Source organism: Chitinophaga parva, from assembly GCF_003071345.1.
Lineage (GTDB): Bacteria > Bacteroidota > Bacteroidia > Chitinophagales > Chitinophagaceae > Chitinophaga > Chitinophaga parva.
Genome location: NZ_QCYK01000004.1, coordinates 221,167 through 238,036 on the forward strand (window position 1 = coordinate 221,167; position 16,870 = coordinate 238,036).

At 48.0% G+C, this 16,870-nt stretch carries 14 protein-coding genes and 1 tRNA gene; 9 read left to right on the forward strand and 6 right to left on the reverse strand.

Going from position 1 to position 16,870, the window contains the following annotated elements; translation table 11 throughout:
* Positions 1 to 78: 78 nt before the first annotated feature.
* Positions 79 to 300, reverse strand: coding sequence for a hypothetical protein (locus tag DCC81_RS25025; protein ID WP_108689502.1), 222 nt, complete (start codon positions 298 to 300; stop codon positions 79 to 81).
* A gap of 279 nt (positions 301 to 579) precedes the next feature.
* Between DCC81_RS25025 and DCC81_RS25030 the strand changes: the two genes are divergently transcribed.
* The gene (locus tag DCC81_RS25030; RefSeq protein ID WP_108689503.1) at positions 580 to 969 is read left to right on the forward strand and encodes a hypothetical protein; all 390 of its coding nucleotides are present in this window, start codon (positions 580 to 582) and stop codon (positions 967 to 969) included.
* Between the two features lie 551 nt (positions 970 to 1,520).
* Here DCC81_RS25030 and DCC81_RS25035 read toward each other — a convergent pair.
* The 3 genes from DCC81_RS25035 to DCC81_RS25045 all read right to left on the reverse strand — a co-directional run bounded on the left by DCC81_RS25035 (position 1,521) and on the right by DCC81_RS25045 (position 5,865).
* The gene (locus DCC81_RS25035) at positions 1,521 to 1,907 is read right to left on the reverse strand and encodes a hypothetical protein (RefSeq protein ID WP_108689504.1); all 387 of its coding nucleotides are present in this window, start codon (positions 1,905 to 1,907) and stop codon (positions 1,521 to 1,523) included.
* A 125-nt stretch (positions 1,908 to 2,032) separates the two neighbouring features.
* Positions 2,033 to 5,458 carry an ATP-binding protein gene (locus DCC81_RS25040; RefSeq protein ID WP_108689505.1) on the reverse strand — a complete coding sequence of 1,142 codons (3,426 nt, stop codon included), beginning with the start codon at positions 5,456 to 5,458 and terminating at the stop codon, positions 2,033 to 2,035.
* The gene (locus DCC81_RS25045) at positions 5,455 to 5,865 is read right to left on the reverse strand and encodes a response regulator (protein WP_108689506.1); all 411 of its coding nucleotides are present in this window, start codon (positions 5,863 to 5,865) and stop codon (positions 5,455 to 5,457) included. The genes DCC81_RS25040 and DCC81_RS25045 overlap by 4 nt, the downstream gene beginning before the upstream one ends.
* A 117-nt stretch (positions 5,866 to 5,982) precedes the next feature.
* Between DCC81_RS25045 and DCC81_RS25050 the strand changes: the two genes are divergently transcribed.
* Complete coding sequence (locus DCC81_RS25050) at positions 5,983 to 6,192, forward strand: hypothetical protein (protein ID WP_133177803.1); 210 nt, start codon at positions 5,983 to 5,985, stop codon at positions 6,190 to 6,192.
* A 20-nt stretch (positions 6,193 to 6,212) separates the two neighbouring features.
* On the opposite strand, the gene DCC81_RS25055 is transcribed toward DCC81_RS25050, so the two are convergent.
* Positions 6,213 to 6,422 (reverse strand): hypothetical protein, encoded by a 210-nt coding sequence (locus DCC81_RS25055; protein ID WP_108689508.1) that lies wholly within the window; start codon positions 6,420 to 6,422, stop codon positions 6,213 to 6,215.
* A gap of 339 nt (positions 6,423 to 6,761) precedes the next feature.
* Positions 6,762 to 7,406 carry a peptide-methionine (S)-S-oxide reductase MsrA gene (gene msrA / locus DCC81_RS25060; RefSeq protein WP_108689509.1) on the reverse strand — a complete coding sequence of 215 codons (645 nt, stop codon included), beginning with the start codon at positions 7,404 to 7,406 and terminating at the stop codon, positions 6,762 to 6,764.
* A 231-nt stretch (positions 7,407 to 7,637) separates the two neighbouring features.
* Here msrA and DCC81_RS25065 point away from each other — a divergent pair, with 231 nt between their 5' ends.
* From DCC81_RS25065 to DCC81_RS25095, 7 genes are all read left to right on the forward strand, one after another.
* Positions 7,638 to 9,755: an endonuclease MutS2 gene (locus DCC81_RS25065; protein WP_108689510.1), complete on the forward strand. Its 2,118-nt coding sequence runs from the start codon at positions 7,638 to 7,640 to the stop codon at positions 9,753 to 9,755.
* 157 nt (positions 9,756 to 9,912) lie between these two features.
* Positions 9,913 to 9,997 (forward strand) — tRNA-Ser (locus tag DCC81_RS25070).
* 148 nt (positions 9,998 to 10,145) lie between these two features.
* Complete coding sequence (locus DCC81_RS25075) at positions 10,146 to 12,350, forward strand: RHS repeat-associated core domain-containing protein (protein ID WP_108689511.1); 2,205 nt, start codon at positions 10,146 to 10,148, stop codon at positions 12,348 to 12,350.
* Between the two features lie 12 nt (positions 12,351 to 12,362).
* Complete coding sequence (locus DCC81_RS25080; RefSeq protein WP_108689512.1) at positions 12,363 to 12,794, forward strand: hypothetical protein; 432 nt, start codon at positions 12,363 to 12,365, stop codon at positions 12,792 to 12,794.
* A gap of 347 nt (positions 12,795 to 13,141) precedes the next feature.
* Positions 13,142 to 13,531 (forward strand): hypothetical protein, encoded by a 390-nt coding sequence (locus DCC81_RS25085; RefSeq protein ID WP_108689513.1) that lies wholly within the window; start codon positions 13,142 to 13,144, stop codon positions 13,529 to 13,531.
* A 38-nt stretch (positions 13,532 to 13,569) separates the two neighbouring features.
* A complete protein-coding gene (locus DCC81_RS25090) occupies positions 13,570 to 14,511 on the forward strand; it encodes a hypothetical protein (protein ID WP_133177804.1) in 942 nt (313 codons plus the stop codon).
* 25 nt (positions 14,512 to 14,536) lie between these two features.
* Positions 14,537 to 15,412, forward strand: coding sequence for a hypothetical protein (locus tag DCC81_RS25095; RefSeq protein WP_240613072.1), 876 nt, complete (start codon positions 14,537 to 14,539; stop codon positions 15,410 to 15,412).
* Positions 15,413 to 16,870 lie beyond the last annotated feature (1,458 nt).

Below are 16,870 nucleotides of genomic sequence, written 5' to 3' on the forward strand. Positions count from 1 at the left end.
TATAGGAAAAGGATGAATAAACTATATTTTTTAAGAAAATAATATTATTGAAATGATTATTAAATGATTCGTCATAACTTATTTTAAAAAATTTAATGTGAATTGGGCGTTGGCCGAGTCATAGCAAAGCCCAGGCAGCGTGGCCGGTCCAATTCTTTTCAGCCCGTTGCGGATGCGGGTATTGGCCAGCATAGCCACCCAGGCCAGGCGGGTGTGCGCCAGTGCGGCCCCCCGGGTGTCAGCGATGCAACAGGTTAATAACAGGCAAATGCTGCGCAACATTTTCCGGAGCCTATTCATGACGTGGATTTTATAGAACAAAATAAGGGCCTGGCTTTAAAAAGCGGGAAACTACGTGCTTTACGGCAGGATGGTATAAAATTAAGATGCCATGCTGAAGCGGCATTCATGCCGGTTAAAATATTACAAACGGTAATAGGTAAACGCGGGGTTTTGATGCAAATTTCACGTGGCCCCGCGACTGGCAAATGCCCGGTTCTGGTGTATCCTGGCGGATTGACTACCAGTCTCTTGCATATCCAGAAATTAGGTGGTATCTTTTCGGCAACCCATCCATTCATGCCACATCATTACGCAGCAGTAACCGTAGTTGCGTCCTATTTTGTGATGAAGGAATATGAACAGGTAAGCATAGGACGTTTGGTTTTTTCAGGGACACATAAACCCGGCGCATTCGGTAACGACGATGCGGATTTTATTAAGCGAAAGATCGCCCGGGTACTCACAGATGGAGCTTTGCATGCGCTGATCGTAGATTTCAGCGACATGGAGTTCCAGCATGGCCTGGCCATCCAGGAAGCTATGAGCAAACTGCACAAAGCCCGTATACCCGTGTCCGTTATTTACAGTGATAAGTGCGAAAAGCTGGCAGAGCCGGATATTGACCTGTACGTGCGCAGCCAGGCCGCCGCGCTGGCAAGGCTGGGCAGTCTTGTAAACCTGCAATAGTTTTTTGCGACGGTGGTATGTGCACTGATAAAAAGGGCGATGAATGCCCGCGCTCCCGGGATCATAACTCCCGCTTCTGCCTTACACGTTGGCTGCTGTTATGTTGCCATGAAAGCTTTTAATATTGTAATCGTGATCGATTTATGTCCAATGAATGAGGCAACCCACTTACCATGCAAACTATGAGTTAATTCCACTCCATAATATTTACAGTTCATTTTCTCCTAAGCCATATGTACCGCAGTCCCGCCGCGGCGAGGGTTTGATGGTTTGCAACGCATGGCGGAAACCACTTTGTTGAATCATACCTGTATCCCTGGGCGAGGGCCCTGGCCAACTCTCTATGAGAGACGGTCCTCCCGGTACAGGATCTATGACGCGGTGCTCCGCATGCCCGGTGAAGCGCATGCAGGAAATGCATGTGGGGCAGCCCGCGTTTCATCATTTGCGCTAATCTGCCGGTTAGCACTGCTTACACCCATTACTGGCATCCATTGTGTCATTAACCCATTAACCTCAGGGAGCCCGGTCATAGCCACCGGGCTCCTTTATTATTGGGAACCGCCCGCTGTATAAGGCCTCCAGGGCGTTTCTATTAATGCATTTACCCGCACATCGCACGCATCCGCGATGCTGGCAAACTGCAACATGTTGTCTTTAACAGTGGCCTTGTATACGGCAGGTGCATTGTCGCAGGGACTTTGACCATCCAGTTTTACCAGGGTCAGCGTGTCATTGGCAGCGGTGAAGCGCATGCTTTCCACCGGTTCGGTGGGCATGTCTTTAGAGAACAGTTTCATGGTGTCATGATCAAACTGCAGGAAACATTCCGTAGGGCTGGGAATGCTGATGGTAGCTTCCCAGCGCTGCGTGGTAAGCTGGGCTTTTGCAGCAAAGGAAGTGGCGCCTAAAGCGGCGAGGAAGAAGTACTTTTTCATATGGTGTTTGCAAGGGGTGAATGATCTTAAAAATACGGAAAAATGGCCGATAGTAGCGGGGCGCCCGGATACGGTGCAGGACCGTTATCGCTATTATTCCACTTACTCCCATGAACAGCCTGATTTTACCAAGGCAGGTACACCTGGAAACAGGCACCTTTTTCTTCTGATGCCTCCGCGCTGATAGCGCCCCTGTGGCGCAGTACTATTTTCTTGCAAATAGCCAGTCCTATGCCCGTGCCCTGGTAAGTGCGCCGGTCGTGCAGGCGCTGGAAAATAGTGAAGATCTGCTCCGCATACACCTGGTCGAACCCAATACCATTGTCTGCAAACTGCAGGCGCAGGTAACGCTGGTGCTTGTCCAGTGAGGGTTGTGCCGCCACCTGCTCCGGTGTGGCCTCCGCAGCGCGGATGCGGATGCGGGGTGCTTTCTCCGCAAATTTGAGCGCGTTGCCAATGAGGTTGGAAAAGAGTTGTTGCATTTGCACGGGGATGGCATGGATAACCGGCAGCGGATCGGCGGAGATCACCGCGCCCTTTTCCCGGATGGCCATTTCATAGTCAATGCGTACATTGCCCAGTACCTGTTCAAGATCAGTAGCCATGAAAGGTTCCTCCACGCGCGACAGCCTGGAAAAGCTGAGCAGGTCTGTGATGAGGGCAGACATGCGGGCAGCCGCCTGGTGCATTTTTTCAAAATACCTGGCAGGTATAAAGCCAGGCTTTCCGGCGCTGTGCATCACCAGGTCAGAGAAGGTCTGGATCTTGCGCAGCGGCTCCTGCAGGTCGTGACTGGATACATAGGCAAACTGTTCCAGTTCTTCGTTGGTTTGTTGCAGTGCCTCGTTGCTGGCTTTCAGCTCACGCGTGCGCTGCGCTACCATTTTTTCCAGTTGCTGTGCATTGCTTTGCGCCAGCTGGCGGGCTTGCACCAGTTCTGTTACATCATTGGCCACCGCCAGCAGGCCGGTGATGTTGCCATCTTCATCGCGGAAGGGCTCATATACAAAGCTGTGGTATCTTTCTGTGAGTACACCGTTGTGCATCAACTGCAGTGCGCGTTCTTTAGCTTGTACGCGTTTTCCGCTGAAAGCCTCGTCCAGCATGGGCCCTATACCCTGGTCCTTCAGTTCCGGCAGTGCTTCCAGGAGTGGCCGGCCTACCAGTTGTTCGTGGGTGCGGCCAGTGATCTCCAGCATGGTGTCATTGGCTATTTCCACGCGGTGCTCCGGCCCCAGGAAAAGGCTGATGGCCACGGGGGCCTGGGCAAAGATGTGGCGGAGTTGCTGTGCCGCGTACTGGCGGCTTTTATGAAGCCGGAGTTGGGAGCGCACGCGGGCCAGCAGTTCTTTTGCGGAGAATGGTTTTATCAGGTAGTCATCCGCGCCCAGTTCGTAGCCCTCAATGCGGGATTCTTCACCTGCGCGGGCGGAAAGCATGATCACGGGAATATCGGCCGTATCTGTGTGTGCTTTGAGTGTGTGCAGCATGGTAATGCCATCCATCACGGGCATCATGACGTCGCTGATCACCAGGTCCGGGCGACGTTCCCTGATGAGATCCAACGCCTGGCGCCCGTTTGCCGCTACACGCAATTGTACATAGGGTTGCAGCAGGCGCTGGATATAGGCGCGCATGTCTGCATTGTCATCTACCACCAGCACCTGCGTGCTGGCTGTAAATCCATGTGTGGCGGGTATTTCACCAGCATCCATGCGTTCCGGCGACAGCGGGTGTTCCATGCTCAGTACTTCGCGCAGGAACATTTCCGGCAGGCGGGAATGATACACGCGCGGGCCGCCAGTGATCTGGGATGCAGGCAGGTGGCCGGTACCTGTGGGGATGGTCACCGTAAATACGCTGCCTTTGCCCAGTACACTGCTTACGTGGATGGTGCCGCCGTGCAGGGTTACCAGCTCCTGCACCAGCGAGAGGCCAATGCCGGTACCCTCGTGGGTGCGGCCGGCGCTGTGCTCTACGCGGTGAAAGCGCTCAAACATGTGCGGGATCTCCGTTTCCGGGATGCCCACTCCGGTATCTACCACCCGTAGTACGGCCTGGTCCTGCTCATAGTTCAGCGTTACGAGGATCTTGCCTTGCAGTGTATATTTAAAAGCATTGGATAAAAGGTTCAGGACAATCTTTTCCCACATTTCCATATCTACGTAAACCGGCTCTGGTTGCGGCTCACAATACACGTCGTATAGCAGGCCTGCCTGTTCTATCACCGCCCGGAAATTGCTGGCCAGGTCGGTGGTGAAGGCGCCCAGGTCTACCGGGGAGTATTGCGCAGCCGTGCGCCCCGCTTCCATACGGCTGAAGTCCAGGAGCGTGTTAACCAGCCGGAGGAGGCGCAGGGCATTGCGATGGGTGGCCTCAATGTTGTCCATGTGTTCACCCAGGGAGCTGGTGGGCGGCTGCTGCAACAGGCTTTCCAGGGGGGCCAGCATGAGCGTGAGCGGCGTACGGAACTCATGGCTTACGTTGCTGAAAAAGGCTGTCTTAGCCTGGTCTATGGCTGCCAGGGCTTCCGCGCGTTTGCGCTCCGCTTCATACGCATAAATGCTGGAAAGGCCGGCGGCCAGTTGATCCGTAACCAGCTGGAAAAAGCCCTGGTACTGCTCATTCAGGGGCCGGAAGGGATTGAGCCCTATGATCAGCACAGCCTCGGGGGCGGGCTGCCCGCTGCGTAGTACCGGCAGGATCAACGCCTGTTCCGGCGCGGCTTCCCAGGGGCCTTCCCCCAGGCCGGCAGGCAGGTTTTGCAGCTGGCGGGCAATGGCTGGTTTGCCGGACCGGGCCACCTGGGCCAGCAACCAGGGGGCCGCTTCATCCGTGATGTTGACCATGCCGGGAAACAGTTCACCTGGCTGGCCAGGCTGGGTACAGTCTACCAGCAGTGCGTGCTGCCCGTCCGGCTGTATTCCATACAGGCAGGCAAAAGGAAAGTCGGCGGGATTTTTACGCAACACATTGATGGTGGCGGCAAAGAGGGAAGGAGCGTCCTTGATGTCCAGTACGATCTTGCCCAGGTCGCGCAGGGTGTGTAGCTGGCGCTCGTTTACAATGCGTTGGGTATCGTCCGTATTGGCGCAGATAATGCCGGCGGCCTGTCCGTCATCGCCCGGCACGGGACTATAGGAAAAGGTATAATAGGTTTCTTCCGGGAAGCCGTTGCGGTGCATGATCAGGCGCAAGGCTTCGTCATAGGTGCCTTCTGCATCCTCCAGGCATTTCTTTACGCGGGGGGCGATGGCGGTGTCCCAGATCTCGCTCCATACCTCCGCAGCCGGGATGCCCAGTACGCGGGGATGTTTGCCGCCCAGGATATCACAATACGCATCGTTATAAAGATTCACCAGGTCTTTGCCCCACCATACAAACATGGGCTGGCGGGAGGTGAGGATAATCCGCACACAGGTTTTGAGACTTTGCGGCCATTCTTCCACATCACCCAGGCTGGTTTGGCTCCAGTCCTTGGCGGCCATCATGTCGCCCAGTTTACCACCATTGGTAAATAAGGGGTGCCTGGTCATTACATTGGTCTTCATGCAGAGGGTTGCGTGTTAGATTGTTGATTGAAAAAATCATCCAGGGCCTGCGACAGTAACCTGAGTGTCGGAGGTTTGGTGATGAAAGCGGCTGCGCCCAGGGCGCGGGTTTTATCGAGGTATAGTTCTTCCATGGAGGTGGAATAGATCACCACCGGGATATGCGACAGGTTGGGCATTTCCCGGAGTTGTTCCAGCGCCTGGATACCGTTCATGCGGGGCATGTTCAGGTCCAGGAAAATGTATTGCGGTCGTAGGTCGCCTGCGGTTAGTTCTGCCAGGGCATCGATGGCGTTATTGATGAATATGCAGGGATAATCCCTTCCACATTCGCGCAGCGCCATTGAAAAGATCTCCTGGTCATCCACATCATCATCCACGATCAGGCAAGTGGGTGCAGTAGTCACGGTTCTATACTTGAAAATGATTGATGTTAAGTTGATAACAAATCGCGTACCGTGGGATTTTTGGGGCCAGGGCCTGATGCCTGGAAAAGGACGCGGGGTAAAATGCAGGTAAGTGGGATGAATAGTACAGGAAAAGTTGCAGGGTGGGAAAGCATCCCCGGGGAATGGGATAGTAAGGTGGTACAGGATAAACAGGCCTGGCAAAAAGGTTTCCTGGCAACGGGTGAAATGCAGCAGGAATGCTGGAATGATGGTATAGGGATAAATGGCGCCGGGAAAAAGGAGCCCTGGCGATGGGGAGCATCGTTGGGGCTGGTGGTTCCATAAAATGAGCAATCCAGGGCGTATCAGGAATAGTACCGGTGGATCACTTTTTCAATGCAGTCCGTCAGCGCACTGGGCTGGCCGCATACGTGCGCGCCTTCCTCGGGCACCAGTTCAAATTCTATTTGCAGATCGTCTACCTCGGCCAGTACACGGGGCTGATGGGGTAGCTTCTGAAAAATAACCTCTTTTGAAACGCCATTAACGGTAAAGAAACATCTCACGCGGTCCATAGGTTTGTGTTGTTAGGATTTAGGGTATGGTTGTGAATGGTTGAACCTCAACAGAATGTGCCTGACGAATATATGTTAAAAAAATGATATTTTCATTAGGTTGCCTTACAATGTATAAAAAAGGCTGAGATTGGTGTTTAAACCGTGACTTGGGGAGGGAAAGAAGTGGTTTTGGGATAAAAAAGTATCGGTGAAGAGGCTGGTTGCCGGTAACTCATCCAGGAAAAATTGATAGCATCATCATGGACCAGGAAAAAATAAGGTTAATGGTAAGGCCGTTCCGCGGGGATCTCCGCTGTGCGACTCACCATTAACCTTTAAGGGTTGCCGTTTAGGTTATTACTGCTTCAGGTGATCCTTGAACACCTTCTTGAATTTCTCCAGCTTGGGACGTATCACGAACATGCAATAAGGCTGGGAGCCGTTATTGGCATAGTAATCCTGGTGATAGTCTTCTGCTTTGTAGAAGGCCTTGAAGGGCGAGATCTCCGTTACCACGGGCTTGTCGTACGCGCCGGATTCCTGCAGTTTTTGTTTGTAAAATTCTGCCTCCTTGCGTTGTTCCTCGTTGTGGTAGAAGATCACAGAGCGGTACTGGGTGCCTACGTCGTTGCCCTGCCGATTCAGCTCGGTGGGGTCATGACTGGTCCAGAAGGCCTGTAGCAACTCTGCGTAGGTGATCTTTGTGGGGTCGTAAGTTACCTGTACCACTTCCGCATGGCCGGTTTCGCCGGTGCATACTTCCTTGTAGGTGGGATTGGGCACCGTGCCGCCGGAGAAGCCCGACTCCACTTTGAGTACGCCCTGGAGCTGCTGTAACTGGGCTTCTGTACACCAAAAGCAGCCGCCGCCGAATGTGGCCACTTCCGTTTTCATGTTCCTGGGGATCCTGTTCATATCTTTCGGCATTTTATCATCGCCTTGCTGTGCGCAGGCGGAAAGGCTCAAACCGAGCAAACCCGCTAAAATCCATTGCTTAACCATACTGCTTCATTTTTAAAAATAATGCCAGAAACATTTTGTCAGGTGTATAAATTTACGAGTACTGCACACGCATTAGTTGCACAACTTCGTAACTTTAACTTTTCATTGCGCAAGCCCGCCACGATGGCATTTGGGCGCTGGCAGGAATAAAAATTGATGTATATGTATGTCGCCGGACCGGCACTTTCCTGACAGGCGCCCCGGCATTTTACCTGAAAAACAAGCTTTTAATTGAAATACTTTCCTGAATCGGCCTTGCTGCAACTGGAATTCGACAAAGTACAGGCCTTACTTAAAGAACATTGTAAAACCGAACTGGGCAAGGAACAGGCCGCAGACCTGCGCCTCCATACGCACATAGACTATGTGCAGACTGCCCTGCAACAGGCCCATGAATATAAACAACTGTCATTATTGCAGGAATATTTTCCCAATGATTATATCCTGAACCTGAAGCAGGAACTCCGCCTGCTGCAGATCCAGGGGGCGGTGCTGGCAGAGGACCAGTTCATGCAGCTGCGCAAGCTCAATGAAAGTATGCACGCTATTGTGCGTTTTTTCTCCCCCGAACGGCGCGTGCAGTACCAGGCCCTGTACAAGGTGATTGAGCATACCCACTATGAAAAACGCATTACCCAGCTGATAGACGAGATCCTGGATGAAGAAGGCCAGGTGCGCGATAATGCCACGCCGGAGCTGGAACGCATCCGCATGGCTTTGTTCCGTAAACGTACGGAGCAGCGCCGCACCTTTGACCGCATTATGCAAAAGCTGCAGAAGGCCGGCTACCTGGCCGATACCGGCGAAGCCTTCCTGAACGGGCGCCGCGTAGTGGCCGTGATGGCCGAGTTTAAGCGCATGATCAAAGGTATCCTGCACGGGGAATCTGATACCCGGAAGACCGCCTTCATTGAGCCGGAAGAAACCATTGAACTGAATAACGACATCTTCTCCCTGGAACGCGATGAATCCAAGGAGGTATACCGCATTCTGCGCCAGCTGACAGCAGACCTGAGCAAACACCATGACCTGCTCAACAGCGCCCATGAGATCCTGGGTATCTATGACTTCATCCGCGGCAAAGCCAAGCTGGCCCTGGACATGGATGCCAACTATCCCATGCTGGTAAAAGAGCCGGAAGTGCACCTGGTAGAAGCCCGCCACCCCTTGCTGCTGCTGTATAACCGTAAGGCCGGTAAGCCCACCATCCCCATGAGCGTAACGCTGAACAAGGACCATCACATCCTGGTGATCAGCGGCCCTAACGCCGGTGGAAAAACGGTGACACTGAAAACCGTAGGCCTCATACAATTGATGCTACAGGCAGGTTTGCTGGTGCCGGTGCATCCTACCTCGCAACTGGGCATCTTTAAACAGCTGATGATCCATATTGGCGATACACAGTCCATCGAGTTTGAACTGAGCACCTACAGCTCCCACCTGAAGAACATGCGCTACTTCATGGAGAACGCCAACGGCAAAACGCTGTTCTTCATTGACGAACTGGGTAGCGGCTCCGATCCTAACCTGGGCGGGGCCTTTGCAGAAGTGATCATGGAGGAACTGGCCAAGAAACATTCCTTTGGCATTGTAACCACGCACTACCTGAACCTGAAGGTGATGGCCAATAAAGTAAAGGGCATCATGAACGCAGCAATGGGCTTTGACGAAGAGAACCTGCTGCCCATGTATAAACTGATCGTAGGCAAGCCCGGTAGCTCTTACACGTTCTCCATCGCGCAACGCATAGGCCTGGAACCCCGGCTGATCCAGCGTGCACGTAACCTGGTGGACGAAGGCCACTTCCGCCTGGACAAGCTGCTGAACAAGGCAGAGCAGGACCTGCAGAAGGTGGAAGCGGAAAAGAAGGAACTGCAAAAACTGCTCAAAGAAAACGAGCGGCTGAAACGCGAATACGAAGTTTTATCGGATAAAGAACGCAAGCAACAACAATACACCACGCTGAAATTGCAGAACCAGATCAAGGAAGAAGAACTGGCCTACCTGAAGGATATGGAGCGCAAGATGAAGCAGATCGTGATAGAATGGAAGCGCACGGACGACAAGCAGAAAGTACTGCAACAGGCCGAGGCGCTGCTGTTCCGCAAGAAGGAGAAGACCGTGAATGAGCGCCTGCAGAAGAAGGTGGATGACCGCTACCAGGAGTTAAAAGGAAAGGTGGAAGTAGGGGACCAGGTGAAGATCCGGAGCAACCACCAGGTGGGCAAACTGATTGAGATCCGCGATAAACGGGCCATTGTGCAGCTGGGGAAGATCCCGATCAATGTGAAGCTGGAGGATATTGTAAAGGTGAAAGAGAAGCCGAAGGAGACGGCGGAAAGTAAATAGTATTTGATGGGCCGCTGACATACAGCGGCCTTTTTTATGCCCGCTTTGAAAATATTTTTTGGCTTGGAATGATTGCTGGTGGCTGGTTTGGATGTTTGATGGTTTCTTTGTGCGATTATTTTTTTTGTAAATTGATTTCGTTTTTTACTTTTGCGGCGGAGGAATGGCAGAGCGGTCGATTGCGGCAGTCTTGAAAACTGTTGACTGTAACAGGTCCGGGGGTTCGAATCCCTCTTCCTCCGCAAGCTTTAAATGAAGCCTTCAAGTCGAGAGATTTGGAGGCTTTTATGTGTTTGGAATAGTTTGAAATTTTGATGTATGTTGTAAAGGCAAGCGATGATTGCTTGCTGATTTTAACCCGAGTATAAATCCTGAAGTATTTCCTGTATCATGAAATGGTTATCCCTTTTGTTTGGTTTGGTCTGCTTGTTTGTTTATAGTAGCTCACAGGCTCAGATGGATGTTAAGACTGATCCGCGAATTGCTCCTCTTTTAAGACAAGCTGCGAATGGGCAGCCGGACCTGGTGATATTTGGCAGGAAGCCGGTATCCAATATGTATGTAAACATGGCGGTGCTGGATAAGACGAGTAAGCGGCTTTACTGGTTTACTTGTTATGGAACGGCTTATGATTCTGTGCAATTACGCGACGGCGATTATGCTCAAATAACATCCAATGCCATTGATCCTTTCAGTTTTTATAAGGAATTGTGCCTGGCGAAGGAGGTGTTTCTGGATGAAGCAGTGGTGGAATATAGGGAGCTAGGCAAATTGGCTTTAAAGGATACAAGTTACAATCGCCGGATTGTATATAATACTGTTGCTGTTCAATCTGCACATAGCACATTGCAGCAGCTGATGGCCTTAGAGGGGCTTTTTAAGAAACAATGCATTAAGTTAAGTTTGTTTAACTGTCCGTCTCCTTCATTATCATCCACAAATGAGGCGTTTATAATTCGCAAGTCGTTCGCGGGGAAGACGGTAAATAGGCTCGATACGAGTGTTTATTATGCCGCTTCTCCATTAGGATTTGTTGCCAAGATCTCGCTCTCCAGCCATGATTCATTGAAGATGTTAGTTTACGACGGGCAGGATCATGTTCTGGACAGCATGCCATTGCGGCCAGGAAAATATACTTCTTTGCGAGCGTCAGGAGAAGATGTGTTTTTGCTTTACAGGGGGTGGCTGGAGCTGCAAAGCCAACAGCTAAAGGAAGCAATTGGTCAAACAACAAGGTTACTTAATCGACAAGATACGGGATTATACATCCAAGCCCACCGCGTTGATAATAGAGAGAAGTTATTATTAGCGTTGGGACAGCTAAAGAGTCAGCAGCAAGAGGTTGAGCAAAGAATATTGAACCTGACGTTGCCCGATAAGGAAATGATAGGTCACATGCTTAAAAGTAGTTGTCCAAATGGAGCTACTCAGATTACTTACCTGTCATCTGGAATGGGGTTTGCTTATACAGCAAGTCATAGTCGTGGGGAAAAGGAATATGAGCTTTCCAACCATCTCGGGAATGTAATGTCTACAGTAAGCGATAGAAAGCTGGGCGTAGACGATGGCGGTGGAAATATTGCCTACTATAACGTTGATGTTGTAAATTCGGACGACTATTATCCATTTGGGTCTTTGATGCCAGGGAGAACATATAGCCCTCGTGATAAATATCGTTATGGATTTAATGGAGAGGAGGATGATAATGAAGTAAAGGGAGACGGCAATCAGCAAGATTACGGGATGCGGATTTACGATTCCAGGGTAGGACGTTTTTTATCCACAGATCCAATTGCCAAACAATATCCTGAGTTGACACCATATCAATTTGCAAGTAACAGCCCTATTCGGTTAATCGATATAGATGGACTTGAAGGGGGAATTCCAATTAAATATCAAGGAGATGATCCGCTAACGTTACTTATAGATTGGGTTAAATTGAGGCACCATCAGGGGGTAATAAATGTTGACATAGCCGAGGGGGCCAGAAAACAAGCAATACAGCAAGGGCGAGCTAATGGTGATAATATAGACTGGACAACAAAGGCTTTGGTTTACATATCTCCATTTTGGAATGGGGGCGCCAACAGATTTATACCTGGTGCCAGCAATGTTGAAGACGCGAAGGATGCAAAGAAGTATTTCAGTCAGGGGCAGTACGGAATGGGCGCATTAAGCGTATTTTTTGCCCTTCCAGAAATTGGAAATATTTCAAAAGTATTTAAAGGGCTGTCACCTGAGTTGAAAGGATTGATCAAAACCGTCGGGAAGGCCACGGATGAATCCAAAGAACTTGTTATTTTAACTAAGACGGGTAAATTTGAAGACGCCTTAAATGTAAGCAAGGGGTTGGCTGGAGATTTGGGAGAAGATGCGATTGAATATACAGGTAAATTTGGCAGTCAGGAAGGAAAGGTCACTGGGTGGTCAAGTGCAAACGGGAAAAGTGGGTTTAGGGTCGATTACGACGCAGCAAAAGGAGCACATATTAATTGGTGGAACGGCAAGGAGAAGGGGGCGGTTCAATTCAGTGCAGATCAGCGTGTCGTTGATATGATGATCGAAAACGAAATTCCTAAATCCTTAAATCATTAAAAAATAAATAAATTGGGTTATAATAATTGGTCGCTGCAAGAAAATGAAGATTTTATCAAGCCTGCCTTTGAAAATTATGAGCAGTATGCTTACTATATGAAAAGCAAGCATGTTGAGTTTAATTTTGATTTAGGTAGTAGTGACAGTTTTATCGATTGGAGGCAGTACCCGGATAGTTATTCATTCTGGTATTACTTTATTGGTTGTGAAGAGGAAGTTGCTGCCTACTTTAGGCGGACCGAGTTAATAAAATATGACACTATCATTATGGACTTTGGTAAACGTGACCCGATATGCGAGATATCTATGAACGTTTTCATTGACAAGTGGTTGGATTTTGTAGCAGGCGCACATTACGAAACAACAGCAGTCACAGGTGACGGAAAATTATTCATGGAGTTCAAAAAAGGAGATATTCTTTTTAGTAATTTTAAAATTAAATAGATGTGTGATCTATTAGAATGAATAAAAATAAGTGGCATTCAAGTTGTCCTTCAATTCTAAGAAAACGGGGAAGACATTTTTGCGAAAACTGAGTGGGGCTTTCAAACTACGGGGCTAGAAGAGATTTTTAAATTATTGATTTTCAATAAATCCTTCTTTAAGAAGTTCGAAAGTTGTCCCGCCTGGCCCGCAAGCTTTAAATGAAGCCTTCAAGTCTTTGGATTTGAAGGCTTTTTTGTGTTTGAAATAGTTCGAAATGGTTCGAAATTTTGATGTATGTTGTGGACGCAAGCGATGATTGTTTGCTGATTTTAACCCGAGTATAATCGCATAGTATTCCCAGTATCATGAAATGGTTATCCCTTTTGTTTGGTTTGATTTGTCTGTTTGTTTGTAGTAATGCACAGGCCCAGATGGATGTTAAAACTGATCCACGTATTGCTCCCCTTTTAAGACAGGCTGCTAATGGGCAACCGGATCTGGTGATATTTGGTAGGAGTGCCTTATCCAATATGTATGTAGATATGGCCGTGCTGGATAAAACGAGAAAAACACTTTACTGGTTCACTTGTTACGGTACTGCCTACGATTCAACCCACTTACTTGAAAGTGAATTTAACCTTGTTGCCTCAAATACCGTTGATCCGTTCACCTTCTATACGGGACTATGGCGAAAAAATGAGGATTATTTAGAAGATGCAATAGCTGAGTACAGGCGGATTGGCAGCAGGCGCTAAAAGATACCAGTTATATCCGAAAACTCATCTATCACACGTTGCAGGACAAGGCAACGCAAAGTACATTGCAACAGATGATGGCTCTGGAGAGTTTGGTGAAGGAACATTTTCTCCGTTTATATTTGTTCAATACTCGGTCTCCTGCTCAACTGTTTTCAAACGATACATTTCTGCTTCGTAAGTCACTTGCGGGTAAAATGATGATGAAGCCAGATACTACTATTTACTATGCTACGTCTCCCACTGGCTTTGTGTCTAAGATTGCATTGTATAGCCAGGATTCGCTTATGATGTTTGTGTATGACGAACATGACTGTGTGATAGATAGCATGCCGCTTAGAACTGAAAGATATGCTTCTTTGTTAAAGTCAAAGGAGGACGTATTTCTATTATACAGAGGATGGTTGGAAATGAAAAGCCAACAAATAAAAGAAGCGCTGGATCAGGTTGCGAACTTACGTTATCGGCAGAATATCAGTTTATACAGACAAACTTATTGGGTAAAGAACAGACGGGAATTATTACTAGCTGAGGAGCGTTTAAGATCCGAACAACGCGATGTTGAACATAAAATAAATGTATTGACCTTGCCCAATGAAGAAGTGGTGGGATATATGCTTCGAAATGCTTATCCCGGAGGTACTGCAGAGATTTCTTATCTGCCTGGGCTGGGGTTTGTGTATACTGTGAGTAGTAAACGAGGTGAAAAGTTATATGAATTGTCAGATCATCGTGGGAATGTAATGGCTGCGGTGAGTGACAGAAAGACCGGCGTAGACAACGGTAATACGGAAATTGCCTACTATAACGTGGATGTGGTAAATGCAAATGATTACTATCCGTTTGGGGCTTTGATACCTGAGAGGACGTACAATAATGTTAATGATAAATATCGTTACGGGTTTAATGGAAAAGAGAATGATAATGATGTAAAGGGAGTGGGGAATCAGCAGGATGGATTATGGCCGACGAGTGTATGATCCAAGAATTGCGAAATTCCTTAGCGTGGATCCGCTTACGGCAAGTTATCCGGAATTGACGCCTTACCAGTTTGCAAGTAATTCTCCGATTCAGGGCATCGATCTGGATGGGGAGGAGATTAAATATATCATAAAATTTTTCGTAGGATACGAATCCCAACCGCGATATCATACAGAGGCGGCATATGGAGTCGCAATTAAAGCAATTTCGACAACAATAGAGGTCCATAAGTATCGAACTGTTGATGCACATGGGAATGTTAGTTATTACACCCGGCCTAGTCCGTTCGTTGATCATGAGGATGCTGTTCCTACTAAAACTACTGCCTCTGCCTTAGGGCGTTTTAGTTACATTGATGGTGTATTTGGATTGAAAAAGGTTTTGGAGACTTTTGGACCTGAAATGGCTAGAACTGTTGAAAGAATGTACAGGACGGAGACAACGTCTGGCTATCCAAAAAAATACGGGTATGGCGTTTTCACGTCAGGGCAATATCGCAATACAGGTACAGGAGGAATGGAGGCCAGGCCGGGGCACGAACACGACCCTCCGTATTATGGTTGGGCAGGAAAAGAGCTTTTTGAGCAACATCCTGAATATAGACCTTTGGGGCTTAATCCGATGTTTGAAGGTGTTGGCATGAGTGGACAGGGTGGTAATCAGCAAGTCACCGATCATCCCAAACCGTTTATAATTTTTCCGACAGTGGAGGCGGCAATGATGTATAAAGTTGAGTATATTCAAAGGTATAATGGCAATTGGGCACGTTGGGGAGCAATTGACCCATCTGCACAACAGAATTATAGAAACAGAGTGAGTCACAATAGCACCAAGATTACTGATTCATTAATGAGGGCACTTGAAAATCAAGTGAATGTCAAAATAAATAAACCACAATGAATAGATGTTTGTTTTTATTTCTTTGTTTTAGTCTCTGGGCATGCAGTGAAGTGCCGAAGAAGGGAGATGCTAGTGCAGCAGGTGATAGTGTAATTGTCACACATGACCAGATGGATTCGAGTAGTAATGGGCCGGATGTTACAGAAAGGCAATCTGGGTCGAGCGGTTTGGTAACGTGTGATCAGGCACTAAATCAGATGTTTCAGACAAGTAATTTCCAGCCAGATTCCGGTACCCGCTTATCGGACTATAGGGTACATATTAGTGATGAGCCAGGAGATAGTACATCAATAGCCATGAATATTTATTACATGCATAATGATGATAGTGCGTCAATCGGGATATTGAATCTAGACCTGCAAACCAGAAAATTACTAGATTTATCTCCGCAATTGGATGCCCCGGCAACGCTCACTTACGATTCAAGCTGGCTTAAAATTATACGTAATCAATGCGGTCCGCTACCTCTCGGAGCTTTCTGACAAAATTCTGTTATTACTTTGTTTCTTTACAATCTATCTGCAAGTTTGGGTCTGCCAAAGTGTTAACAATTTGTAGGATCTATTGTATTGAGTCGTCCTAAAATAGGTTGACAGATTTTAAAACATTCCTGGTTGGCTTAGATGATGCGAAGTAAAGCCAGAGGCAACGCTGGTAGATCGTTGTAAGGAATAGTTGGGTTGTATGCCATATTGATGGGGGTAAGTTTTACCTTCGATTTAATTAACGAGGGCGAATATATGCAAAAAACGCCCTTGTTTTGCTGACGAGGGCGTTTTTCGCCCTCGTTTTATTTAATGTCGCAAATGATAATAGGTAGCGATCGCCGGAGGCAAATTTATAAAGATTGCAGTTGCGTTTGTCAATCGAAGTTTCACTAGAGTAGATAGCCATCCCGGTATTCTTATAACGTACCTTTATATTATGAAACAAGGAAGCCGGTAGTCTCACCGGCTTCCTGTTGTAACAAAGGTGTTAGTTATCCCTAATAGCAGAGACAATATTGAATAAATCAGCCTGTGAAATATTCGACAGCAAGATATCGCGCTCCCATGTTTTTAGTAAATTGTTGTAAATCAATATTTTGAATAATTTACATATAAACAAAAAAATGCTATCGAATTGATATTCATCACAAAGTGCGTTCGAAAAAATGATGCAACTTATTGTCAAGCTATAGACTGCGTGCATTTTGGAACGATGAATAGAAATGCAGAATGCCTAACATTGATCCAATGATTAATCCCTAATGGCAGAGACAATATTGAATAAATCAGCCTGTGAAATATTCGACAGCAAGATATCGCGCTCCGCTAAAGGGGACAAATCATTGAAAGCTTCCCTCAGTTAGTAACATTCAAAACTAAATCTTTCCATTCAAATCTTTGGTCCTTGAGGAACGTCGGAAGGGCGTAGCCCTGAAGACGTTCCTCAAGGAAGGCCACTGGCGGCCGGTAC

Excerpts from the sequence above, each read along its gene's own strand:
- DCC81_RS25025 (WP_108689502.1), bottom strand. The coding sequence starts at position 300 with ATGAATAGGCTCCGGAAAATGTTGCGCAGCATTTGCCTGTTATTAACC.
- DCC81_RS25030 (WP_108689503.1), top strand. The coding sequence starts at position 580 with ATGCCACATCATTACGCAGCAGTAACCGTAGTTGCGTCCTATTTTGTG.
- DCC81_RS25035 (WP_108689504.1), bottom strand. The coding sequence starts at position 1,907 with ATGAAAAAGTACTTCTTCCTCGCCGCTTTAGGCGCCACTTCCTTTGCT.
- DCC81_RS25040 (WP_108689505.1), bottom strand. The coding sequence starts at position 5,458 with ATGAAGACCAATGTAATGACCAGGCACCCCTTATTTACCAATGGTGGT.
- DCC81_RS25050 (WP_133177803.1), top strand. The coding sequence starts at position 5,983 with ATGAATAGTACAGGAAAAGTTGCAGGGTGGGAAAGCATCCCCGGGGAA.
- DCC81_RS25055 (WP_108689508.1), bottom strand. The coding sequence starts at position 6,422 with ATGGACCGCGTGAGATGTTTCTTTACCGTTAATGGCGTTTCAAAAGAG.
- msrA (WP_108689509.1), bottom strand. The coding sequence starts at position 7,406 with ATGGTTAAGCAATGGATTTTAGCGGGTTTGCTCGGTTTGAGCCTTTCC.
- DCC81_RS25075 (WP_108689511.1), top strand. The coding sequence starts at position 10,146 with ATGAAATGGTTATCCCTTTTGTTTGGTTTGGTCTGCTTGTTTGTTTAT.
- DCC81_RS25085 (WP_108689513.1), top strand. The coding sequence starts at position 13,142 with ATGAAATGGTTATCCCTTTTGTTTGGTTTGATTTGTCTGTTTGTTTGT.